This window comes from Mycobacterium sp. NGS11 (assembly GCF_059813315.1).
In genome coordinates this window covers 105,276-128,299 of sequence record NZ_JCALEJ010000010.1, presented here as the reverse complement: position 1 = coordinate 128,299, position 23,024 = coordinate 105,276, and the positions used below count along the sequence as shown (strand labels likewise).

At 68.3% G+C, this 23,024-nt stretch carries 1 protein-coding gene; it reads right to left on the bottom strand.

The window, feature by feature from the left end; genetic code table 11:
• Positions 1 to 3: 3 nt before the first annotated feature.
• Positions 4 to 23,019 (bottom strand): non-ribosomal peptide synthase/polyketide synthase, encoded by a 23,016-nt coding sequence (locus tag AC5Y4T_RS14315; RefSeq protein WP_499953918.1) that lies wholly within the window; start codon positions 23,017 to 23,019, stop codon positions 4 to 6.
• Positions 23,020 to 23,024 lie beyond the last annotated feature (5 nt).

Here is a 23,024-nt window from a genome sequence, read left to right as displayed (position 1 = left end):
CGGTCACGATTGCTGCTCCGCATCGGCGGTCATAACCACCAGCACCTTTTGCAACCTCCTGAAGAGCGACTCGATCCTGGTTGCGTCGAACACGTCGGTGTCGTACTCGACGCGAAGACTCAACTGCGCACCGGGCTGGACTTGCACCGCCAGCGGGTAGTGGTTGTTTTCCCGGGCCGCGACGTCGGTGATGGCCAACTCGTGATCGCCCGCGAGCGCGGCGGCGTCGACGGGATAGTTCTCGAAGACGAACAAGGTGTCGAACAACTGGTCGTGTCCGGTGGCGCGGTGGATTTCCCCGAGCGCCAGGTGCTGATGGTCCAGAGTCGCGTTATAGACGTCCTGCAGTTGATTCAATAAGCCGGCGACCGTGGTTGCCGCGGTGATGCGCGCGCGCATCGGGACCGTGTTGATCAACAGCCCGACCATCGAATCCGCACCGGACAACTCCGTCGGCCGCCCCGACACCGCAGTGCCGAACGCGACGTCGTGCCGGCCGGTCAGCCACATCAATATCTGCGCCCACGCGGCCTGCATGACGATGTTCACGGTCGTGTGATGCGACCGCGCCAGCTCGCCGATCGCCCCGGTGGTGTCCGCAGGGATCGTGAACGAGGCGACGCCTCGCTTTCCGAGCCGCAGTCGCCCGGGCGGACCCACCAAGGTGGGCGTGTCGAAGTCGGCGAGCACCTCACGCCAGGCGATGCGGGCGGCATCAAGGTCGCGGTCGGCCAGCCAACTCACAAAGTGGCGATAGGGCGCGGCCGCGGGCAGCCGCTGCTTGTAGTAGCTGGCGATTACTTCGCCCAGCAGGATCGGCAGCGACCAACCATCCATGACGATGTGGTGATTGGTCAGGATGAACCTGTGCCGATCCGGCGCGGTACGGATCAATGCCGCCCGGAACGCCGGGGGGTCGGCCAGATCGCACACCGCGGCGCGTTCGGCAGCACATATGTCCTGCACCTGTTGATCGACCCCGGCGCCGTGGGCGTCGATTGCGACATACCGCCAAGGCACCACGGGATCGGCCGGAATCAGCTGCACCGGCTCGTCGAACTGCGCGCAGAATCGGGCTGCCAGATTCGGATGCCGGCTTACCACCGCGTTGACCGCCTCGTGCAGGCGGTCCTCGTCCAGGGCACCGCTCAAGGTGATGTCCAGCTGCACCGCATATACATCGTCGCCGCGCTGCGTGGTGGTGGTGTGGAACAGCAGGCCCTGCTGCAACGGGGTCAACGGCAACACGTCAGCGATGCGGTACTGCGCCTGCAGCTCGTCGAGCTGCGGCTGGCTCAACCGGGCCGGCGCGACATCGGACGGTGTCAACCCGCCCCCGCCACCGCGAACGTGGGCGCAGATACCGGCAAGGGCCTCAAACCACAACCGGCCCAGCCGGTCGACCTGCTCGCGATCCACCGCCGACGGCGCCCACGTCCAGTTCGCGTGCAGGTGCGGGCCGGTGTCGGTGTCCACGGTGCCGGCGTTCAAGTCCACGGTGTGCATCAGCGGCATGGGTATCGCCGCGGCCGCCCCGGTCAACGCCAAGCTGTCCTGGCACAGGCGCCACATATCGTCGGAGAGGTCAGCCCCAGCGCCCAGCCGCCCCAGATAGTTGAACCCGACGGTCGGGTCGGATCCCCCCAACTCGACATCGGGATTCAGATACCGCAGCAGACCGTAGCCCAGCGGGTCGGGCAGGGCGCGCAGCTGCTCCTTGGCGTCCTTGATCACCGCCCCCAATGCCGCCTCGCCGGCCACTACCTGGCTCCACGCCAGCCCACCGAGGCTCAACGCCACTGGGTATTTGGTGGTGAACCACCCCACCGTGCCCGACAGGTCCACATCGGCGGCCAGCTCCTCGTGGCGCCCATGACCCTCCACGTCGATGCCGATCGGCGCGCCGCCGGGGCCCAGCAATTCCGCCAACGCCAGTCCGAAAGCGATCAGCAATATGTCGTGCACCCCGGCATGGAACGCCGTCGGCACCTCGCCCAGCAGCATCCGGGTCGTGTCGGCGTCCAGCGACACCGATAAGTGACCGGCCGCGGCGAACGTATCCACCGCGGGCCGCAGCGCGGGCAGCACCGCCGGAAGCGCCGCCACCTGCCGCCACGTGTCGGCCTGCTCCACCACCTCAGGGCTTAGGGCGTGCTCCGCCAGCAGCGCCGACCACCGGGCGAACGACGTCCCCGCCGCCGGCAGTGTGATCGGCTGCCCGCCGCGGCGCTGGACCCAGGCGGTGTTGAGGTCCTCCAGCAGGATCCGCCACGAGACCCCGTCAACGGCCAGGTGGTGAATGATCAGCGCCAGCTGACCCGTCGAGTCGGCCCATAGCGCGCTGAGCATCACCCCGGCGGCCGGGTTCAACCGCGACCGCGCCTTGACCAGCGCCTCCTCGGACAACACGTCCACCGCTTGCAGGCGATCGTTGGCATCCACCGACCCGGCCACCGGCACCGTCAATGACCAGCCGCCGGCGCCATCGTCGTCGACGCGCAACCGCAACATGGCGTGCCGATCCACCAACGCCTGCAAAATCGCAACGACGTCGGCCTCGGTCACACCCGCCGGGGCCTGCGCCATCACCGTCTGGTTGAACTGGTCCACCGGGCCCTCGACGCTGTGCAACCACCGCATGATCGGGGTAGCCAGCACCTGCCCGACGCCCTCGTCGACCGGGCCGCCCGCACCGTCGGCCACCCCCGCCACCCGGGCCAGCCGCGCCACGGTCTGCTCGACGAAAATGTCGCGCGGCCGACACACCAGGCCGGCGGCGCGGGCGCGCGCCACCACCTGCATGGACAAAATGCTGTCCCCGCCGAGCTCAAAGAAAGACTCGTCGGCCCCGACCCGCTCGAGCCCCAGCACCTGGGCGTAAATCCCGGCCAGAATCTCCTCGACCGCGCTGCCGGGTGCCCGGTAGTGATCGGCGTCCTGGTACTCCGGTGCGGGCAGAGCACGCTTGTCGAGCTTGCTGTTGACCGTCAGCGGCAGCGCGTCCAGGACCACCACCGCGGCCGGCACCATGTACGCGGGCAACCGCTCCGCCAACGCGCTGCGCACCTGGGCCGGGTCGGCGCTGCCGGTCATGTAGCCGACCAGGCGCTTGTCGCCGGGGCGGTCCTCCCTGGCGATCACCGCCGCCTGCTCCACCCCGTCCAGCCCCAGCAGCGCGGCCTGCACTTCGCCCAACTCGATGCGATATCCGCGGATCTTGACCTGCTCATCGGCACGGCCGAGATACCGCAGCTCCCCATCGGCGCCCCAACACACCAGGTCCCCGGTGCGATACATGCGCTGGGCCGACGCCCCGTCGCCACCGAACGGACACGCCACAAACCGCGACGCCGTCAGCCCGGCCCGTCCCACATAGCCGTACGCCGCCGCGGAACCGGCCACATAAAGATCCCCGACCACACCGACCGGCACCGGCCGCAGCGACCCGTCCAGCACGAAGAACGCCAGATGCGCCAGCGGCACCCCGATCGGGCTCGCAGCGCTGTCCAGGTCACCGTCGACGATCTCCCGGAAGGAGGCGTGCACCGTGGTCTCCGTCGTGCCGTACAGGTTCAGCAGACGTGGCATTCCGGGATGGTTCTGCCACCACGTTCGAAGACGCTGTGGCTCCAACGCCTCACCGCCGAACACGACCGCCCGCAGCTTCAGCTGACGTCCGAGCTCGGGTGACAGCGTGTCCGCGGTTTGCAGCGCGTAGAACCCCGAAGGCACCTGACTCAAGACACTGACCTGTTCGGTCACCAGCGTGGCGTGGAAGTCTTCCGGTGACCGCGTCACCGACTCGGGGACCACGACCACCCGGCCGCCGTACAACAGCGCACCCCAGATCTCCCAGACGGAAATGTCGAAGGCCAGGGAGTGCGCCTGCGTCCACACCTGCTCCTCGAGCTGCATCTCGCCCTCGAGCGATTCGAACAGCTCGGTGACGTTGAGGTGGGTGATGGCAACACCCTTGGGCACACCGGTAGTGCCTGAGGTGTAGATGAGGTAGGCGATGTCATCGGGCGCGGGTGCGGGCAGGGCGGTAGCCGGATAGGCACGGATGCGGGGATCGTCGAACTCGATGACCGCCAGGCCACGCCCATCCAAGCGGGAGCGCAGGTCTGCCGTGGTGACGACGGCGATCGGCGCGGCATCGCCGAGCATGAACTCCATTCGCGCCGGTGGATGCTCGGGGTCGAACGGCACGTACGCAGCACCGGTCTTCAAGACCGCCAGGATCGCCGTGATGGCCTGTGCCGAGCGGGAGAACAGCAGCGCCACCCGCTCACCCGGGCCCGCACCGTGAGCGACCAGGAATCGGGCCAGCCGGTTGGCGGCCTCATCGAGCTCGCGATAGGTCATCGACAGGCCCGGAGAAGTGACCGCGACGGCCTGCGGGGCGCGGGCCACCTGGGCGGCGAACAGTTCCGGAATCGACGGCGAGGCGGTGACACGCCGGCTCAGCGCCGGCCGGTTACCCCACCCGAGCAGCTGTGCGCGCTCGGTGTCGTCGAGGAGATCGACCGACGACAGCCGCCGGGACGGGTCCGCGGTCAGCGCCAGCAACACCCGCTCCAACCGCTTGATCAGCGCCTCGATGCTGTCGGCGTCGAACACGTCGGTGCGGAACTCGACCATCCCGTCGATCCCGGCGGGCTCACCGGCCTCCGTCCAGCGTTCGGCGAACGACAACGTCAGGTCTGTGCGGGCGACCTGAGTGTCGGCGGGCAGCGTGGTGACCTCCAAATCACCCAACCGCAATCCGGTGGTGGACCCGATGTCCGGCCCGCCGAAGTTCTGCCACGCCAACAACACCTGGACCAGCGGGTGATGGGTCAGGCTTCGGGTCGGGTTGAGCCGCTCCACGAGCACCTCGAACGGCACGTCTTGATGTTCGTAGGCCGCCAGGCTTCGACTGCGGACCTGCGCCAGCAACTCTGCGACTGAGGGGTCTCCCGCCAGGTCCACCCGGAGCACCAGCGTGTTGATGAAGAATCCCACCAGATCGTCCAGCACCGGGTCGCGGCGACCCGCGATCGGGAACCCGACCGCGACGTCGCTGCTGGCGCTGATCTTCGAGAGCAGCAGGGCGAGGGCGGCCTGCATGACCATGAAGCTGGTCGCGTTGTGCTCGCGTGCCACTTGGGCCACCCGTTGCTGCAACTCCGACGGCCATTCGACGGTGACGTGCGCGCCGCGGTAGTCGGCCACCGGAGGGTAGGGCCGATCGGTGGGCAGCTGGATGCGCTCGGGCATCCCGGCCAGCGCGTCTTCCCAATACGCCAGCTGCGCACCGATGCGGCTCTGGCTGTCGCTCAGATCGCCGAACTGGGCTCGCTGCCACAACGTGTAATCGGCGTACTGCACCGGCAGCGGCGCCCAATCCGGGGCGTCCCCCGCAGACCGGCCGGCATACGCCACTCCCAGATCACGCACCAACGGCGTCATCGACCAACCGTCGCCGGCGATATGGTGCACCACCGCCACCAGGACGTGTTCGTCGGCGGCGACCCGGAAAAGCGCTGCGCGCAAGGGAATATCGGCAGCCAGATCAAAGGGGCGGCGCACCACCGTGCCGACGGCCTCCTCCAGCCGGCTCTCCGGCCAGCCCGTCGCATCGACGACGTCCCAGCCGAAGCGGGCCCGCTCGACCGCCACCACCAGCTGTTGGGGAATCCCCTCGACCGACGGGAACAGCGTGCGCAGGCTTTCGTGACGGCCCACCACGTCGGTCATCGCCGTCGCGAGCGCATCCACGTCGAGGCGCCCGTCCAGGCGCAGGGCCACCGCCATGTTGTACACGGGTGAGGGTCCCTGCAACTGATCGATGATCCACAGCCGGTTCTGGGCGAACGACAATGGGACTATCTCGGGCCGCTCGACCGGAACCAACGGCTCGAGTCGGCTCTCGTCCGCACCGATGCGGGGCGCCAGCTGTGCCACCGTGGGAGCCTCGAAAAGAGCGCGCACCGCGAGGCCGGCGTTCAACGTGCTGTTGACCGCGGCGACGACCCGCATCGCCGACAGCGAATCGCCGCCCAATTCGAAGAACGATTCGTCGACTCCGACCCGGTCCAGTCCGAGGACTTGGGCGTAGAGGCCGGCCAGGATCTCTTCGGTCGGGTTGGTCGGGGCACGGTATTGACCGGCATCGGTGTATTCGGGTGCAGGTAGGGCGCGCACGTCGAGCTTGCCGTTGACGGTCAACGGCAACGCGTCGAGCACCACCAACGCGGCCGGCACCATGTAGGCCGGCAATCGCTCGGCCAGAGCGCTTTTCAACGTCGCGGGCTCCGCGGCCCCGGTGATGTAGCCGACCAGGCGTTTGTCGCCGGGGCGATCCTCCCGGGCGACCACCGCCGCCTGTGCCACGCCGTCCAGGTCTGCCAGCGCCATCTGGACTTCGGCCAACTCGATGCGATAGCCGCGGATCTTGACCTGCTCATCCGCACGCCCCGCATACCGCAGCTGCCCGTCAGCATCCCAGGACACCAGATCGCCGGTGCGATACATCCGTTGTGCCGGCGCTTCCGGGCCGCCGAACGGGCAGGCGACAAATCGCGATGCGGTCAAACCGGGACGGCGCCAATATCCGTACCCCACGGTGGTACCGGATATGTACAACTCACCAAGCACACCGGGCGGGACCGGCCGCAGCCACATGTCAAGCACGAACAGTGCCGCGCCCGGCAGTGTCGAACCGATTGGCGGCGCCCCCGAACCCGCGAGCAACGGCGCGCTGTAGGTCACATCCACCGTGGCCTCGGTCGGGCCGTACTTGTTGATCATCAGCCGCCCGGGGGTCGCCCACCGGTCCACCAGGTCGGCCGGGCACGCTTCACCACCCACGAGTAAGGCAACCGACTCCAACCCCTCGGGCGCCATAGCCCCTGCCGCTGAAGGGGTTTGACCAAAGACGTCGACTCGTTCGGATATCAGCAGGTCGTGCAGGTCGGTCGTCGAGTTCGTCATCCACTCGGGTACCACCACCAGCCGCCCACCGTTGAAGAGCGCCCCCCAGATCTCGAGGACCGAGAAGTCGAACGACAGGGAGAACCACTGCGTCCAGACGCCGGGGCGGCGCAGATCGGCGGGCAGTGAGCCGATGTACTGGATCACGTTGTGGTGAGTTATGGCCACGCCCTTGGGGACACCGGTAGTCCCGGAGGTGTAGATGATGTAGGCGACGGAATCTGCGGAGGGCGGCGGCAAGGGAGTGCAGTCACGACCGCGAACAGCCGGGTCGTCGATATCGATCACCGCAACGTCGTGCCCGTCGAGCCGCCCACGCAGCCCATCGGCGGCGATGGCGGCGATCGGCGCGGCGTCGCCGAGCATGAAGTCGATCCGGGTCGCCGGCAGCGCCGGGTCGATCGGCACATATGCCGCTCCCGTTTTGAGCACCGCCAGGATCGCCACGATCGCCCGGTCAGAACGCGGAATGTGCAGCGCCACACAGGCACCCGGGCCGACGCCGTGGCCGGCCAAGTGGTGGGCCAGTCGGTTGGCGTCCTCCTCAAGCTCCAGGTAAGTCATCGAGCGGCCCTCGAAGGTCAAGGCCACGGCTTCCGGCGTGCGCGCTGCCTGCGCGGCGAACAACCCTGGAACCGACACTGCCGGGGCCGGCGAGCGGGCGAGCACCGCTCGGTTGCCCCACGTCGCCAGCCGGGCGTGCTCCGCTGTGTCGAGCAGATCCAGCGACGACAACCGCCGACCGGGGTCGGCGGTGACGGCCGCCAGCACCCGCCCCAACCGCTCGATCAACACCTCGATGCTGGCCGCGTCGAACACATCGGTGCGGAATTCCACCTCGCCGCCGATCCCGGCAGGCTCACCGGACTCGGTCCAGCGTTCGGCCAACGAGAACGTCAGGTCCATCCGGGCGGTGCGAGTGTCCACCGGCGCCTGGGTGACCTGCAGGTCGCCCAAGCTCAGACCGGCGGCGGGGTCGTTTTCCTGCCCGGCGAAGTTCTGCCAAGCGAACAACACCTGCACCAGCGGGTGATGGTTCATCGATCGGGTCGGGTTGAGCCGTTCCACCAGCAGCTCAAACGGCACGTCTTGGTGCTCGTAGGCGGCGAGGCTGCGCTGCCGCACCTGGGCCAACAACTCGGCGACGGTGGGGTCCTCGGCCAGATCAACCCGCAACACCAAGGTGTTGACGAAGCACCCCACCAGACCATCGAGCGCGGGGTCGCGGCGGCCCGCGATCGGAAACCCTACGGCCACATCAGAATTGGCGCTGATCTTGGCCAGCAGCACCGCCAAAGCGGCCTGCATCACCATGAAGCTCGTCGCATTGTGCTCACGAGCCAGCCGGGCCACCTGCTCCTGCAACTGCGCCGGCCAATCCACCACCACGCGGGCCCCGCGGTAATCGGCCGCCGGTGGATAGGGCCGATCGGTGGGCAGCTGAATGCGCTCGGGCATGCCGGCCAGCGCGTCTTCCCAGTAAGCCAGCTGGGCGCCGATCAGGCTTTGCGGGTCCTGCAGCTCACCCAGCTGTTCGCGCTGCCACAGCGTGTAGTCGACATACTGCACCGGCAACGGCACCCAACTCGGGGCCTGGCCCGCACACCGGCTGGCGTACGCGACACCGAGATCGCCCACCAGCGGCCCGATCGACCAGCCGTCCGCGGCGATATGGTGCAGGACGGCCACCAGCACATGCTCGGTGTCGCTGACGCGATAAAGCTTTGCGCGCAAAGGGATTTGGGAGGTCAGGTCAAAGGGGTCGCGCACCACCTCCCCGACGGCGTCAGTCAGCCGGTCAGCCGACCAGCCGCTGGCGTCCACCACGCGCCAACCGAAATCGGCGAGCTCGACCGGCACCACGACCTGCCGGGGGATCCCCCCGACCGACGGGAAAAGCGTGCGCAGGCTTTCGTGGCGACCGACCACGTCGACCAGCGCCGCCCTCAGTACGTCGGCATCCAGACGCCCGCTCAGCTGCAACCCGAGCGCCATGTTGTACACCGGTGAGCCGCCCTGCAGCTGATCGACGAACCACAGCCGGTTCTGCGCGAACGACAACGGCACCACCGCGGGCCGCTCCACCGCCACCAGCGGTTCCAGCCCACCGCCGGCGTCGCCGAGGCGCAACGCCAAGTCGGCTACCGTGGGCGCCTCGAACAAGGCGCGCACCGCAAGGCCGGCATCCAGAGCGGTGTTGACCGCCGCCACCACCCGCATCGCCGATAACGAGTCCCCACCCAAGTCGAAGAACGATTCATCGACGCCGACGCGCTCGAGCCCCAGCACCTGGGCGTAGACCCCGGCCAAAAGATCTTCGACGGCGCTGGTGGGGCCCCGGTAATGACCGCCTTCCTTGTACTCCGGTGCCGGCAGCGCCCGGATGTCGAGCTTGCCGTTGACGGTCAACGGCAAGCGGTCGAGCACCACCACCGCCGCCGGCACCATGTACGCGGGCAGGCGCTCGGCCAGCTCCGTGCGGATCTGGGCCCGATCCGCGTCCCCCGTCACGTAGCCGACCAGCCGCTTGTCGCCGGGACGGTCCTCGCGCGCGACCACCACTGCTTGCTCGACCCCGGCCAGCCCGGACAGGGCGGCCTGCACTTCGCCGAGCTCGATGCGATAGCCGCGGATCTTGACCTGATCGTCGGCACGCCCCAGATACTGCAGCTCGCCGTCGGCCCCCCAGCGCACCAAATCCCCGGTGCGATACATCCGCGATCCGGACGCGCCGTCGCCGGCGAACGGACACGCCACGAACCGTGCCGCACTCAACCCCGCCCGGCCCACATATCCGTACGCCAGCCCGCCGCCGGCCACATACAACTCGCCCACGACGCCCACCGGCACCGGGCGCAACCACTTGTCGAGCACGAAGAATCCGAGATGGGCCAACGGCAAGCCGATCGGGCTGACACTGCGGTCGACGTCGGCGGCGCCGATCTCCCGGAACGAGGCATGCACCGTCGTCTCGGTGATGCCGTACATGTTCACGAGCCGCGGCGAGCCCCCATGGCGGTCCAGCCAGGCGCCAAGGCGCCCGGGCTCCAGCGCCTCGCCACCGAACACCACTGTGCGCAGGTTGAGTCGATTTCCCGCTTCGGCCGCGCGCGCATCCGCGCTCTGCAGCGCGTAGAACGCGGACGGGGTCTGACTCAGTAGGCTGACTTGTTCGCCAATCACCAACGCGTGCAGGTCATCCGGGGACCGGACGACGGAATCGGGCACCACCACCAAGCGCCCCCCGTGCAGCAACGCACCCCAGATCTCCCACACCGAGTAGTCGAAGGCCAGCGAATGGCATTGCGTCCACACCTGCCCCGCCAGCTCTTGGTCGGCGTTCAACGAATCCAGCAGCCGAATGACATTTCGGTGAGCGACCGCCACCCCCTTGGGCACTCCGGTGGTGCCCGATGTGTAGATCAGGTAGGCGATTTCCTCGGCCGCCGGTGCGGGCAACGCGGCGCTGGGCTGGAAGGCGATTGCCGGATCGCTGACGTCGACGACCGCCAGTCGGCGGGCCTTCAGGCGATCGGCCAAGCCCACGGTGGTGATCGCGACGACCGGCCCGGCATCGGCCACCATGAACTCGGTCCGCGCCGCCGGGTGCGCCGGATCCATGGCCACGTACGCCGCACCGGTCTTGAGGACCGCCAACATCGCCACGATTGCCTGAGCCGACCGGGGCAACAACAGCGCCACCCGCTCACCCGGGCCCGCGCCGCGGGCAAGCAGCAAGTGCGCCAACCGGTTAGACGCCTCATCGATCGCGCGGTAGGTCAGCGAGCGGCCCTCGAATGTCAGCGCCACCGCCCCCGGCGTGCGCGCCACCTGCGCCGCGAACAATTCCGGGATCGAGCCCGACGACGTCGCCGGCCGGTCCAGCACCGCCCGGTTGCCGAACTTGTCCAGGCGTGCGCGTTCACCGGGAATCAGCAGATCGATCGACGACAACCGCCGGTCGGGATCAGCGGTGATGGCCTCCAACACCCGCTGCAACCGCACGATCAGCGTCCGAATGCTCTCCGCGTCGAACACATCGGTGCGGAACTCCACCGCGCCACCGATTCCGGCCGGGGCGCCGGTTTCGGTCCAACGTTCGGCCAACGAGAACGTCAAGTCCACGCGGGCAGTGCGGGTCTCGGTGGGTACGGTGCTGACCGACATGTCGCCCAGCGCCAAACCGGTGGCCGGGTCGCCGGCGAAGTTTTGCCAGGCGAGCATCACCTGGACCAGCGGGTGATGGTTCAGCGACCGGGTCGGGTTGAGCCGCTCGACCAGCACCTCGAACGGCACGTCTTGGTGCTCGTAGGCCGCAAGGCTGCGTTGGCGCACGTGCGCCAACACCTCGGCGACGGTGGGATCGCCGGCCACGTCGACGCGCAACACCAAGGTGTTGACGAAGAAACCCACCAACGGATCGAGGGCGGCATCTCGCCGTCCGGCGATCGGGAACCCCACCGCCACGTCGGCGCTGCCGCTGAGGCTTGCCAGCAGCACCGCCAGGGCCGCCTGCATCACCATGAAACCGGTCGCGTCGTGCTCGCGGGCGATCCGAGCGATCCGCTGCTGCAATTGCGCCGGCCAATCCACCTCCACGCTGGCGCCGCGGTAGTCGGCCACGGCCGGGTAGGGCCGGTCGGTGGGCAGCTGAATCCGTTCGGGCATCCCGGCCAGCGTGTCTTCCCAGTAAGCCAGCTGGGCGCCGATGCGGCTCTCCGGGTCCTGCAGCTCGCCCAACTGTTCGCGCTGCCACAGCGTGTAGTCGACATACTGCACCGGCAACGGCGCCCAGCCCGGGGCCCGCCCCGCACACCGGCTGGCATAGGCGACACCCAGATCACGGACCAGAGGGGTGATCGACAAGCCATCGGCGGCGATATGGTGCACCACCGTCACGAGCACGTGCTCCTCGTCCGCGATGTGGAAAAGCCTTGCCCGCAAAGGGATTTCGGATTCCAGGTCAAACGCGCACTGCGTCGTTTCCGCAATCGCGTCCCGCAACCGGTCAGCCGGCCAACCCGTGGCATCCACCCGCTGCCAGCCAAAGTCACTCTCCTGCAAAGGAATAACCACCTGCCGGGGAATCCCCTCGACCGCCGGGAACAGCGTGCGCAGGCTTTCGTGGCGGCCCACCACATCGGTCAGGGCGGCCCCCAGGGCAGCGGCATCCAGCTGACCACTCAGCCGCAACGCCACCGCCATGTTGTACACGGCCGAAGGGCCCTGCAACTGGTCGATGAACCACAACCGGTTCTGCGCGAACGACAACGGCACCACCGCGGGCCGCTCCGCGGCCACCAGCGGCTCCAGCCCGCCCCCGGCGTCGCCCACCCGCAAAGCCAATTCGGCTACGGTGGGCGACTCGAACAACGTGCGGACCGAAATGTCGGCACCCGTGGACTTGTTGATCGCAGCGACCACTCGCATCGCCGACAACGAATCGCCACCCGAATCGAAGAACGAGTCCTGAACCCCGACGCGGTCGACACCGAGGACTTCCGCGTAGATGCCGGCCAGGATCTCCTCGATGCCACTGGCCGGGGCGTGGTAATCGTCGCCGGCGGCGTATTCGGGTGCCGGCAAGGCTCGCGTGTCGAGTTTGCCGTTGACGGTCAACGGCACGGCGTCGAGCACCACCACCGCGGCCGGGACCATGTAGGGCGGCACGCGCTCGGCCAGCTCCGCGCGCACCCGGGCGGGTTCGGCGGACCCGGTGATGTACGCGACCAGACGCTTGTCACCGGCGCGGTCCTCCCGCGCGATCACCACGGCCTGCTCGACCTCGTTCAGTTTGGCCAACGCCGCCTGGATCTCGCCCAACTCGATGCGATACCCGCGGATCTTGACTTGCTCGTCGGCGCGGCCCCGGTAGATCAGTTGCCCGTCACCACCCCAGGACACCAAGTCCCCGGTGCGGTACATCCGCTGCCCCGGTGCCCCGTCACCGGCGAACGGACAGGCCACAAACCGCGCGGCCGTCAGCCCCGCCCGGCGCGTATAGCCACACGAAAGTCCGGAACCGGCCACATACAACTCGCCGACGACGCCGACGGGTACCGGCCGTAGCCAGGTGTCGAGGACGAACAAAGCGGCCCCGGGCACCGGCGTGCCGATCGGAACCACGCCGGATCCCGCGCGCAGCGGCGCGCTGATCGACGCATACACCGTGGTTTCGGTCGGGCCGTAGCCGTTCATCATCAGCCGCCCCGGCGCCCACTGCTCGACCAGCTCGGCGGGGCAGGCCTCACCGGCCGCCATCAACGCCACGGAGTCCAGGCCCGCCCGCGACAGCATCGCGACCGCGGAGGGGGTTTGGCTCAGCACGGTGACCTGTTCGGCGATCAGCAACGCATGCAGGTCTTCCGGCGACCGGACCACGGACTCGGGGACCACGACCAGCCGCCCGCCGTGCAGAAGCGCACCCCAGATCTCCCACACCGAAAAGTCGAAGACCAGTGAATGACATTGGGTCCACACCTGCTCCGGCGCGAGCCGCAGGCCGATGTCGAGTGAGTCGAACAGGCGGACCACGTTGTGGTGGGTGACGGCAACGCCTTTGGGGACACCGGTCGTGCCCGAGGTGTAGATCAGATACGCGATGTCCTCGGGCGCCGGTGCCGGCAACGCGGTGCTGGGCCGGGCCGCGATACCCGGATCGGCCACGTCGATGACGGCCACGCCATGGCCGTCCACCCGCTCGGCCAGCTCGCCGGTGGTGACCACCGCAACCGGCGCGGCATCACCAAGCAAGAACTCGATGCGCGCCGCGGGCACCACCGGATCGATCGGCACATACGCCGCACCGGTCTTGAGCACCGCCACAATCGCCACAATCGCCTCCGCCGACCGCGACAACAACAACCCCACCCGCTCACCCGGACCAACACCCCGGTCCACCAACAGATGCGCCAACCGGTTAGACGCCTCGTCGAGCTCCCGATACGTCATCGACGAGCCCTCAAACGACAGCGCCACCGCCCCCGGCGCCCGCGCCACCTGCGCAGCGAACAACGCCGGAATCGACACCCGCACAGTCGGATCGGGCAAGCTCAACACCGCCCGATTACCGATCCGATCCAGGAGGGCGCGCTCGTCGGCATCCATCAGCTCGACCGACGACAGCCGCCGCGCCGGGTCGGCGGTCATAGCGGCCAACACCCGCCGCAACCGCTCGATCAGCGCGCCGATGGTTTCGGCATCGAACACGTCCGTGCGGAACTCGACCGCCCCGCCGATCCCCGCGGGCTCACCGGCTTCGCTCCAGCGTTCGGCCAACGAGAACGACAGGTCCATGCGGGCGGTGCGGGTGTCCGTCGGCACCGGGCTGACCTGCAGATCGTTCAACGCCAAGCCGGCGGCCGGGTCGCCGGCGAAGTTCTGCCAGGCCAACATCACCTGCACCAGCGGATGATGGGACCGGCTTCGGGCCGGGTTGAGCCGCTCCACCAGCACCTCGAACGGCACGTCCTGGTGCTCGAAGGCGGCCAGGCTGCGCTGGCGCACTCGAGCCAACAGTTCGGCAACCGTCGGATCACCGGACACGTCCACGCGCAGCACCAGCGTGTTGACGAATGACCCCACCAGCTCGTCCAGTGCGGGGTCGCGCCGCCCGGCGATCGGAAAGCCCACGGCCACATCGGAACTGGCGCTCATCTTTGCGAGCAGCACCGCCAGGGCGGCCTGCATCACCATGAAACCGGTCGCCTTGTGCTCCCCCGCCAGCCCAGCGACCCGCTGCTGCAACTCGGCCGGCCAATCCACCACCAACCGGGCCCCGCGGTAATCGGCCACCGCCGGATAGGGCCGATCGGTGGGCAACTCGAGCCGTTCGGGCAGCCCGGCCAACTGGTCTTCCCAATAGGTCAGCTGCGCGGCGATCCGACTGTGCGGGTCCTGCAATTCACCGAATTGTTCGCGCTGCCACAGCGTGTAATCGACGTACTGCACCGGCAGCGGCGTCCAACTCGGGGGTCGTCCGGCACACCGACCGGCATAGGCCACCCCCAGATCACTGACCATCGGCGAGATCGACAGGCCGTCCGCGGCGATATGATGCACCACAGCCACCAGCACGTGCTCCTCGTCGGCGACACGTAAAAGCCTTGCCCGCAAAGGGATCTCAGAAGTGAGGTCGAACGGATCACGCACAACCGCGGCGACGGCCTGCTCCACCCGACCGGCCGACCAACCGGTGGCATCCACGACCCGCCAACCAAAGTCAGCTTCCGCCGCCGGGATCACCAGCTGCCGCGGAACGCCGTCCACCGACGGGAACAATGTCCGCAGACTTTCGTGACGGCCCACCACATCGGCCAGCGCCGCCCCCAGCGCCTCGGCGTTCAGGCGCCCGCTCAGCCGCAACGCCACCGCCATGTTGTACACCGCCGAAGGGCCCTGCAACTGGTCGATGAACCACAACCGATTCTGCGCGAACGACAACGGCACCACCTCGGGCCGCTCCATCGCCACCAGCGGCTGCAGCCCACCGCCTTCGCCGCCCAATTGCGGCGCCAACTGGGCCACGGTGGGCGCCTCGAACAAGGTGCGCACCGAAAGGTGGGTTTTCAGAGCCTTATTGGTCGCGGCGATGGCGCGCATCGCCGACAGTGAATCGCCACCGATATCGAAGAACGACTCATCGACGCCGACCCGGTCCAATCCCAAGACGTGGGCGAAGATTCCGGCCAGGATCTCCTCGACGGCCGTGGCCGGGGCCCGGTAATGATCGACATCGCCGTACTCCGGGGCCGGCAGCGCCCGCCGGTCGAGTTTGCCGTTGACCGTCAGCGGCAACGATTCCACCGCCACGATCGCCGCCGGCACCATGTATGCGGGCAGTCGCTCGGCCAGCTCGGCACGGATCTGGGCCGCATCCGCGGTACCGGTGATGTAGCCGACCAACCGCTTGTCGCCGGGACGGTCCTCCCGCGCGATCACCGCCGCCTGGTCGACACCATCGACGCCGGCCAGCGCGGCCTGCACCTCACCCAGCTCGATGCGATACCCGCGGATCTTCACCTGATCGTCGGCACGACCCAGATACTGCAACTGCCCGTCAGCGCCCCACCGCACCAGATCCCCGGTGCGATACATCCGTTGCCCCGGTCCGCCGAACGGACATGCCACGAACCGCGACGACGTCAAGCCCGCCCTGCGCGCGTACCCGTAGGCCAGCCCGGCACCGGCGACATACAGCTCACCCGCCACGCCGGCCGACACCCGGCGCAACCCGGCGTCGAGCACGAACAACGCCGCCCCGGCCACCGGCGAACCGATGGGCACCACTGAAGAGCCCGGCTGCAACGGCGCACTGGCCGCTGCGTACACCGTCGCCTCGGTGGGGCCATAGGCGTTGATCATCACCCGACCCGGCGCCCACCGCTCCACCAGCTCTACCGGGCAGGCCTCACCGGCCACCACCAGCGCCGCCGACTCCAACCCCGCAGCCGACATGACCCCCACCGCCGAGGGCGTCTGGTTCAGAACGGTCACCTGTTCGCGAATCAGCAAGGCGTGCAGGTCATCCGCTGACGCGGCCACCTCATCGGGCACCACGACCAGCCGCCCGCCATGCAACAACGCCCCGAAGATCTCGTACACCGACACGTCGAACACGAGCGAATGCCATTGCGACCACACCCGCCCGGGCCCCACCGCCAGGCCACCGGCCGCGGCGGTCAACAATCCGGTGACGCTGCGATGTGCGACTGCCACCCCTTTGGGCACACCGGTGGTCCCCGAGGTGTAGATCAGGTAAGCGACATCCTCCGGGGCCGGCATCGCCGGCAACCCGGTGCCGGCTTCGCGTCCCACAGCCGGATCATCGACATCGACGACCGCCACTGCGGATCCGTCCAGCCGGTCCGCAAGCGCCCCCGTCGTCAGCGCGGCGACGGGCTTCGCGTCGGCCACCATGAACTCGATCCGCGCCACGGGCAGGGCGGGATCGATCGGCAGATAGGCCGCCCCGGTTTTGAGCACCGCCAGGATCGCCACGATCGCCTCGGCCGAGCGCGGCACCAACAGCGCCACACACTCCGCCGGGCCCGCGCCCAATCCGATCAGCAAGTGCGCCAAGCGATTCGAGGCCTCGTCAAGCTCCCGGTACGAGATTGAGCGCCCGTCACAGGTCAACGCCAACGCTTCCGGCGTTCGCGTGACCTGCGCGGCGAACAACTCGGGAATCGACACCGACGCCGTCGGGCGGCCCAGCACCGCACGATTGCCCCACTCGTCCAGCCCGACCCGCTCATCCTCATCGAGCAGATCAATCGACAACAGTCGCCGAGCGGTATCGGCGGTCATGGCCGACAGCACCGTCCGCAACCGCGCGAACAGCGACTCGACCCCGGCCGCGTCGAACATGTCGGCGTCGTACTCGACGCGCAAGCCCAGTTCGGGGCCTGGAATGGCAGCGACCGCCAGCGGGTAGTGGGTGGATTCGTGCATGGCGAACCGGGTGATGGCCAGCTCATGGCCGCCAACCAACGCGGCGGTGTCCACCGGGTAGTTTTCGAAGACGAACAAGGTGTCGAACAACTGGTCGTGTCCGGTGGCGCGGTGGATCTCGGCCAGCGCCAGATGCTGGTGCTCCACCGTGTGGTTGTTGAAATCTTGCAGCTGATCCAGCAGGTCGGCGCCCGTGGTTGCCGCGGTGATGCGTGCCCGCATCGGCACGGTGTTGATCAGCAGCCCCACCATCGAATCCGCACCGGCCAATTCCGCCGGCCGCCCCGACACCGCGGTACCGAAGGCCACATCGTGCTGGCCGGTCAGCCACACCAACATCTGCGCCCACGCGGCCTGCAGCACGACGGCGACGGTGGTGTGCTGCGTGCGCGCCAACTCGCCGATGGCACGGGTGAGCTCCGCAGAGATCCAAAACGATTGAACGCCTGGCGGTCCCGGCTCTGACCGCCCTGGCGGACTCACCAAGGTCGCGGCCTCGAGACCTGCCAGCACCCCACGCCAGGCGGCGTGGGCCGCCTCGCGATCCCGTTCGGCCAGCCAGCCGACGAAGTGGCGATACGACGGTGCCGCGGGCAACTGGCGTCCGTAATAGCCGGCGAAGACTTCGGCCATCAGGATGGGCAACGACCAGCCATCCAGGACGATGTGATGATTGGTCAGCACCAATCGGTGCCGGTCTTCCGCGGTGCGAAGCAACACCGCCCGGAAGGACGGCGGGTCGGTCAGGTCGCACACCGCGACCCGTTCGGCCGCACCAATCTCTTCGACCCATTCGTCGACGTCCAAGTCAACGCCGTCCAAGTCGATGTACCGCCACGGCAGCACGGGATCGGCCGGGATGATCTGCACCGGCGCGTCGAAGTCGGCGCAGAATCGGGCCGCCAGGTTGGGATGCCGGGTCATCACGTTGTGCAGCGCCTCGCGTAGCCGACCCTGGTCCAGGGGGCCGCTGAAAGTGATGTCCAGCTGGACCGCGTACACATCGCGGCCGCCCTGGGCGCTGCTGGTGTGGAACAGCAGCCCCTGCTGCAAAGGGGTCAACGGCAACACGTCAGCGATGCGGTACCGCTGCTGCAGCTCATCGAGCTGGGATTGGGTCAACCGAGCGGGGGCGAAATCTGATGGCGTCCAACCACCCCCGCCACCGCGAACGTGCGCACAGATCCCGGCCAGGGCCTCAAACCACAACCGGCCAAGCCGGTCGACCTGTTCGCGATCCACGGCCGACGGGGCCCACGTCCAGTTCGCGTGCAGCCGCGGGCCGGATTCGGTGTCCACCGTGCCGGCGTTGAGCTCCACGGTGTGCGACATCGGCATTGCCATCGGCATGCCCGCGACCGCGCCGCTCAGCGACAGCCCGTCCCGGCGCACCCGCCACACATCGTCGAATACCTCGGCCGCCGAACCCAGTCGGCCCAGATAGTTGAACCCGATCGCCGGGCTGGGGCCAACCAGCTCAACATCGGGATTCAAGTAGCGCAGCAAGCCGTAACTCAACGGATCCGGTAGGGCGCGCAGCTGCTCCTTGGCGTCCTTGACCAGCGCCCCCAGCCTCGCCTCGCCGGCGACCACTTGGCCCCACGTCAGCCCTGAAACGCTCAGCGCCGCAGGGTATTTGGTGGTGAACCAGCCCACCGTGCGGGTCAGGTCCACATCGGCGGCCAGCTCCTCGTGGCGCCCGTGGCCCTCGACGTCGATGCCGATCGGCGCGGCAGGGCGCCCGCAAAACTCCGCGACCGCCAGCGCGAACGCGATCAGCAAGATGTCGTGCACTCCGGCATGAAACGCCGTCGGCACCTCACCGAGCAGGACCCGGGTGGTCTCGGCGTCCAACGATAGCGACAAGTGACCGGCCGCGGCAAAGGTATCCGCCCCGGGCTGCACCGCGGGCAACACCGCGGGCGTGGCCGCCACCTGGCGCCACGCCTCGGCCTGCTCCACCACCGCGGGGCTTAGGGCGTGCTCCGCCAGCAGCGACGACCACCGGGCAAACGAGGTGTCCGCCGCTGGCAGAGCTATCGGCTGCCCACCGCGACGCTGGACCCACGCGAGGTTGAGGTCTTCCAGCAGGATCCGCCACGACACCCCGTCAACGGCGAGGTGGTGAATGATCAACGCCAATTCGCCCGTCGGGCCGGCCCACAGCGCACTGAGCATCACCCCGGCGGCCGGGTTCAGCCGCGACCGGGCCTCGGCCATCGCCTCCTCGGACAACACGTCCACCGTTCGCAGGCAATCGCCGGCATCCACCGACCCGGGTTCGGCAACCTCCAGCAACCAGTTTCCGGCGCCGTCGTCGTCAGCGCGCAGCCGCAACATGGCGTGACGATCCAGCAGCGCCTGCAACATGGCCACCACATCGGGTTCGCTCACCCCGGCCGGAGCATGCACCACCACGGTCTGGTTGAACTGCTCAACCGGGCCACCGACGTCCCGCAGCGACCGCATGATCGGCGTCGCGATGACCGGCCCGACACCCTCGTCGATGCGGCCGGCTTCGCCGCTGGCCACCACGGCGACCCTGGCCAGTCGGGCCACCGTCTGCTCGACGAATACATGCCGGGGCCGAAACACCAGGCCGGCTGCCCGCGCCCGGGCCACCACCTGCATCGACAGAATGCTGTCCCCGCCCAGCTCGAAGAACGACTCGTCAACCCCGACCCGCTCGAGCCCCAGCACCTGGGCGTAGATCCCAGCCAGGATCTCCTCGGTGGCGCCGGCGGGCGCCCGGTAATGTCTGCCGTCCTGGTACTCCGGCGCCGGCAGCGCGCGGACATCGAGCTTTCCGTTGGTCGTCAGGGGCAGCGCGTCGAGGGGCACCACCGCGGTGGGCACCATGTAGGCAGGCAGCCGCTCCGCCAGCTTCGCGCGGACGGTGGCCGGGTCGGCGATGCCGGTGACGTAGCCGACCAGACGTTTGTCGCCGGGGCGGTCCTCCCGGGCGATCACCGCCGCCTGCTCGACCCCGTCCAGGCCGGCCAACGCCGCCTGCACTTCCCCCAACTCGATGCGATACCCGCGGATTTTGACTTGCTCGTCAGCGCGCCCGACATACCGCAACTGCCCGTCAACGCCCCAACACACCAGATCACCGGTGCGATACATGCGCTGCCCCGCGCCCCCGAACGGACACGCCACAAAGCGCGACGCGCTCAAGCCCGCACGGTCCAAATATCCGTAGGCCAGCCCGTCACCGGCCACGTACAACTCACCCACCGCACCGGCGGGCACCGGATGCAACCACCCGTCCAGCACGAACAGGGCCGCCCCGGGCACCGGTGCGCCGATCGGCACCGACCCTGCCCCCGCCGACCCGGCCTCGAGCGGCGCGCTGATCGCCACGACCATCGTCGTCTCGGTCGGACCGTAGGCATTGCGCATCGTCCGCCCCGGCGCCCACCGCTCCACCAACTCGGCGGGGCACGGCTCGCCGGCCACCGCCACCGCCATCGATCCCAAGCCCTGCGGCGACAGCACCCCCAGGGCGGACGGGGTGCGGGCGAGCGCGTCGACGTGCTCGCTCACCAGCAACGCGTGCAGGTCGTCCGGGGAGCTGGCCACCTCTTCGGGCACCACCACCAGCCGTCCGCCACCCAGCAGCGAACCGAAGATCTCCCACACCGAGGAGTCGAACCCGTACGAATGACATTGCGTCCACACCCCGGGCCGGGGCAGGTAGGCATCGAGCACCTCGAGCAGCTGGGTGACGTTGCGGTGGCTCACGGCCACCCCCTTGGGCACACCGGTGGTGCCCGACGTGTAGATCAGGTAGGCGATGTCATCGGGTGCGGGAGCCGGCAAGGCCGTGTCCGGGCAGGTCTCGATCCGGGGGTCGTCGACATCGACAACCGGAAGGCCGCATCCGTCCAACCGCGGGCGCAGGTCCGCCGAGGCGACCGCGACGATCGGCGCGGCATCGTCGACCATGAATTTGATGCGCGCGTCGGGGTGCGCGGGGTCGATAGGCACATATGCCGCACCGGTTTTGAGAACCGCCAGCATCGCGACAACCGTCTTGGCCGAGCGCTCCAGCAGCAACGCCACCCGCTGTCCGGGACCCACGCCGTCGGCGGCCAAGAGATGAGCCAACCTGTTGGACGCCTCATCGAGCTCTTGATAGGACATCGAGCGGCCCTCATAGGTCAGCGCTAACGCCTCCGGGGCGAGGGCGGCCTGCGCAGCAAACAACGCCGGAATCGAAACCGGCGTGCTCGGCGGCCGAGTCAACACCCCCTGGTTGCCCCAACCGCCCAACCGATCGTGCTCGGTGGCATCCAGCAGATCGATCGTCGAGAGCCGCCGCGTCGGGTCGGCGGCCATGGCGGCCAAGACCCGTTCCAACCGTCTCGCGAGATCACGAACCTCGAAGTTCCAGGATGACTGCCCATTGGACGCTGTGCTGAGGAAGAGGTCGTCACCCGAGCTGGAAAACATGAGGCCGAAGCCGTCGACGACGCCGCTGTTGGTCAACGAAGCCGAAGCCGCGACGCCGCCGAACGGCAGGGTGAATCGAGAAGGGAGAAAGTTGACGGTCACCCTGTCGAATGACCGCCCATGCCCTCGAGCTTTGCGCTCGAGGGCTTCCACCGGAAACCTTTGGTGCTGCACCGCTTCCCGTATTCGGGTGTCCACGTATCCGCAGAATTCGGCAACCGTGGACGCGGGCGACAGCCTCAGCACCAGGGGCACAACTCCGGCCACCATCCCCGGCAGCGTTTTCGACTCCGGACGCACGCGCCTGCTGACGGGAAAGTCGAGTACCACCTCTGACGCATCCGCGTGGTACCCGCGGACCAGAAGCGCGCATGCCGCGGTGACGACCGATGAGCGAGGCACATTCCACGCGCGGCATAACTCGTCGATACGCCGAATTGTCAACGGGTTCAACCGAACCGGGTCAGAAGGCGGCTCCGGCTCCCGCTCGCCGCCGGGTTGGGGCAAGCGATGCTGCTCTCCGCTCTCCGCCGGAAGGTTCTGCGTCCAGTAGTCCTGGTCCTCCAGATATTCCTTGGACGCCTCGTATTCGTGCTCGCAGTCGACCAAGTCCTGCAAGGAACCCAGGAGGGCACCGGGGATGGGTGCCCCGGAGACAACCGCAGAGTAAACGGCCGCAAGCCGCTGGCCGATCAGCGCTATGCCGGACCCATCCAGGACGATGTGGTGGACGCACCAGAACAGATAGAACTCATCGCGGCGCACCTGAAAAAGTGCGAATTTGAACAGCGGCCCGGTAAAGGGCATCGGCGTGCTCTGTATGGACGACGCGATCCGTTGGGCTTCGTCTAGCGAATCGCTCGAGCAGGTCAGGTCATAGAAGTCGACCTTGACGTCCGGGTAATCGATCACGCTTTGCACAACTTGGCCGTCAACCTCGAAGAAGGCGGCCCGCAGTGGCTCGGCCTCGCTTACGGATCGGCGGATCGCCCACTCCAGGGCTTCACGTTCAATCGGGCCCTCGAACTTCACGAACAGGCCCAACTGCCATGCCGTGCCCAGCTGACCCGTCTCCTGCGCAAGCCAAATCTCGAGTTGACCCCGCGTCAGCGGAAGTGCCCGGTCCCCAAGCACCATCGACT

Bases quoted from the DNA above. Each gene is read 5' to 3' on its own strand.
- AC5Y4T_RS14315 (WP_499953918.1), bottom strand. From the start codon at position 23,019: ATGGTGCTTGGGGACCGGGCACTTCCGCTGACGCGGGGTCAACTCGAG.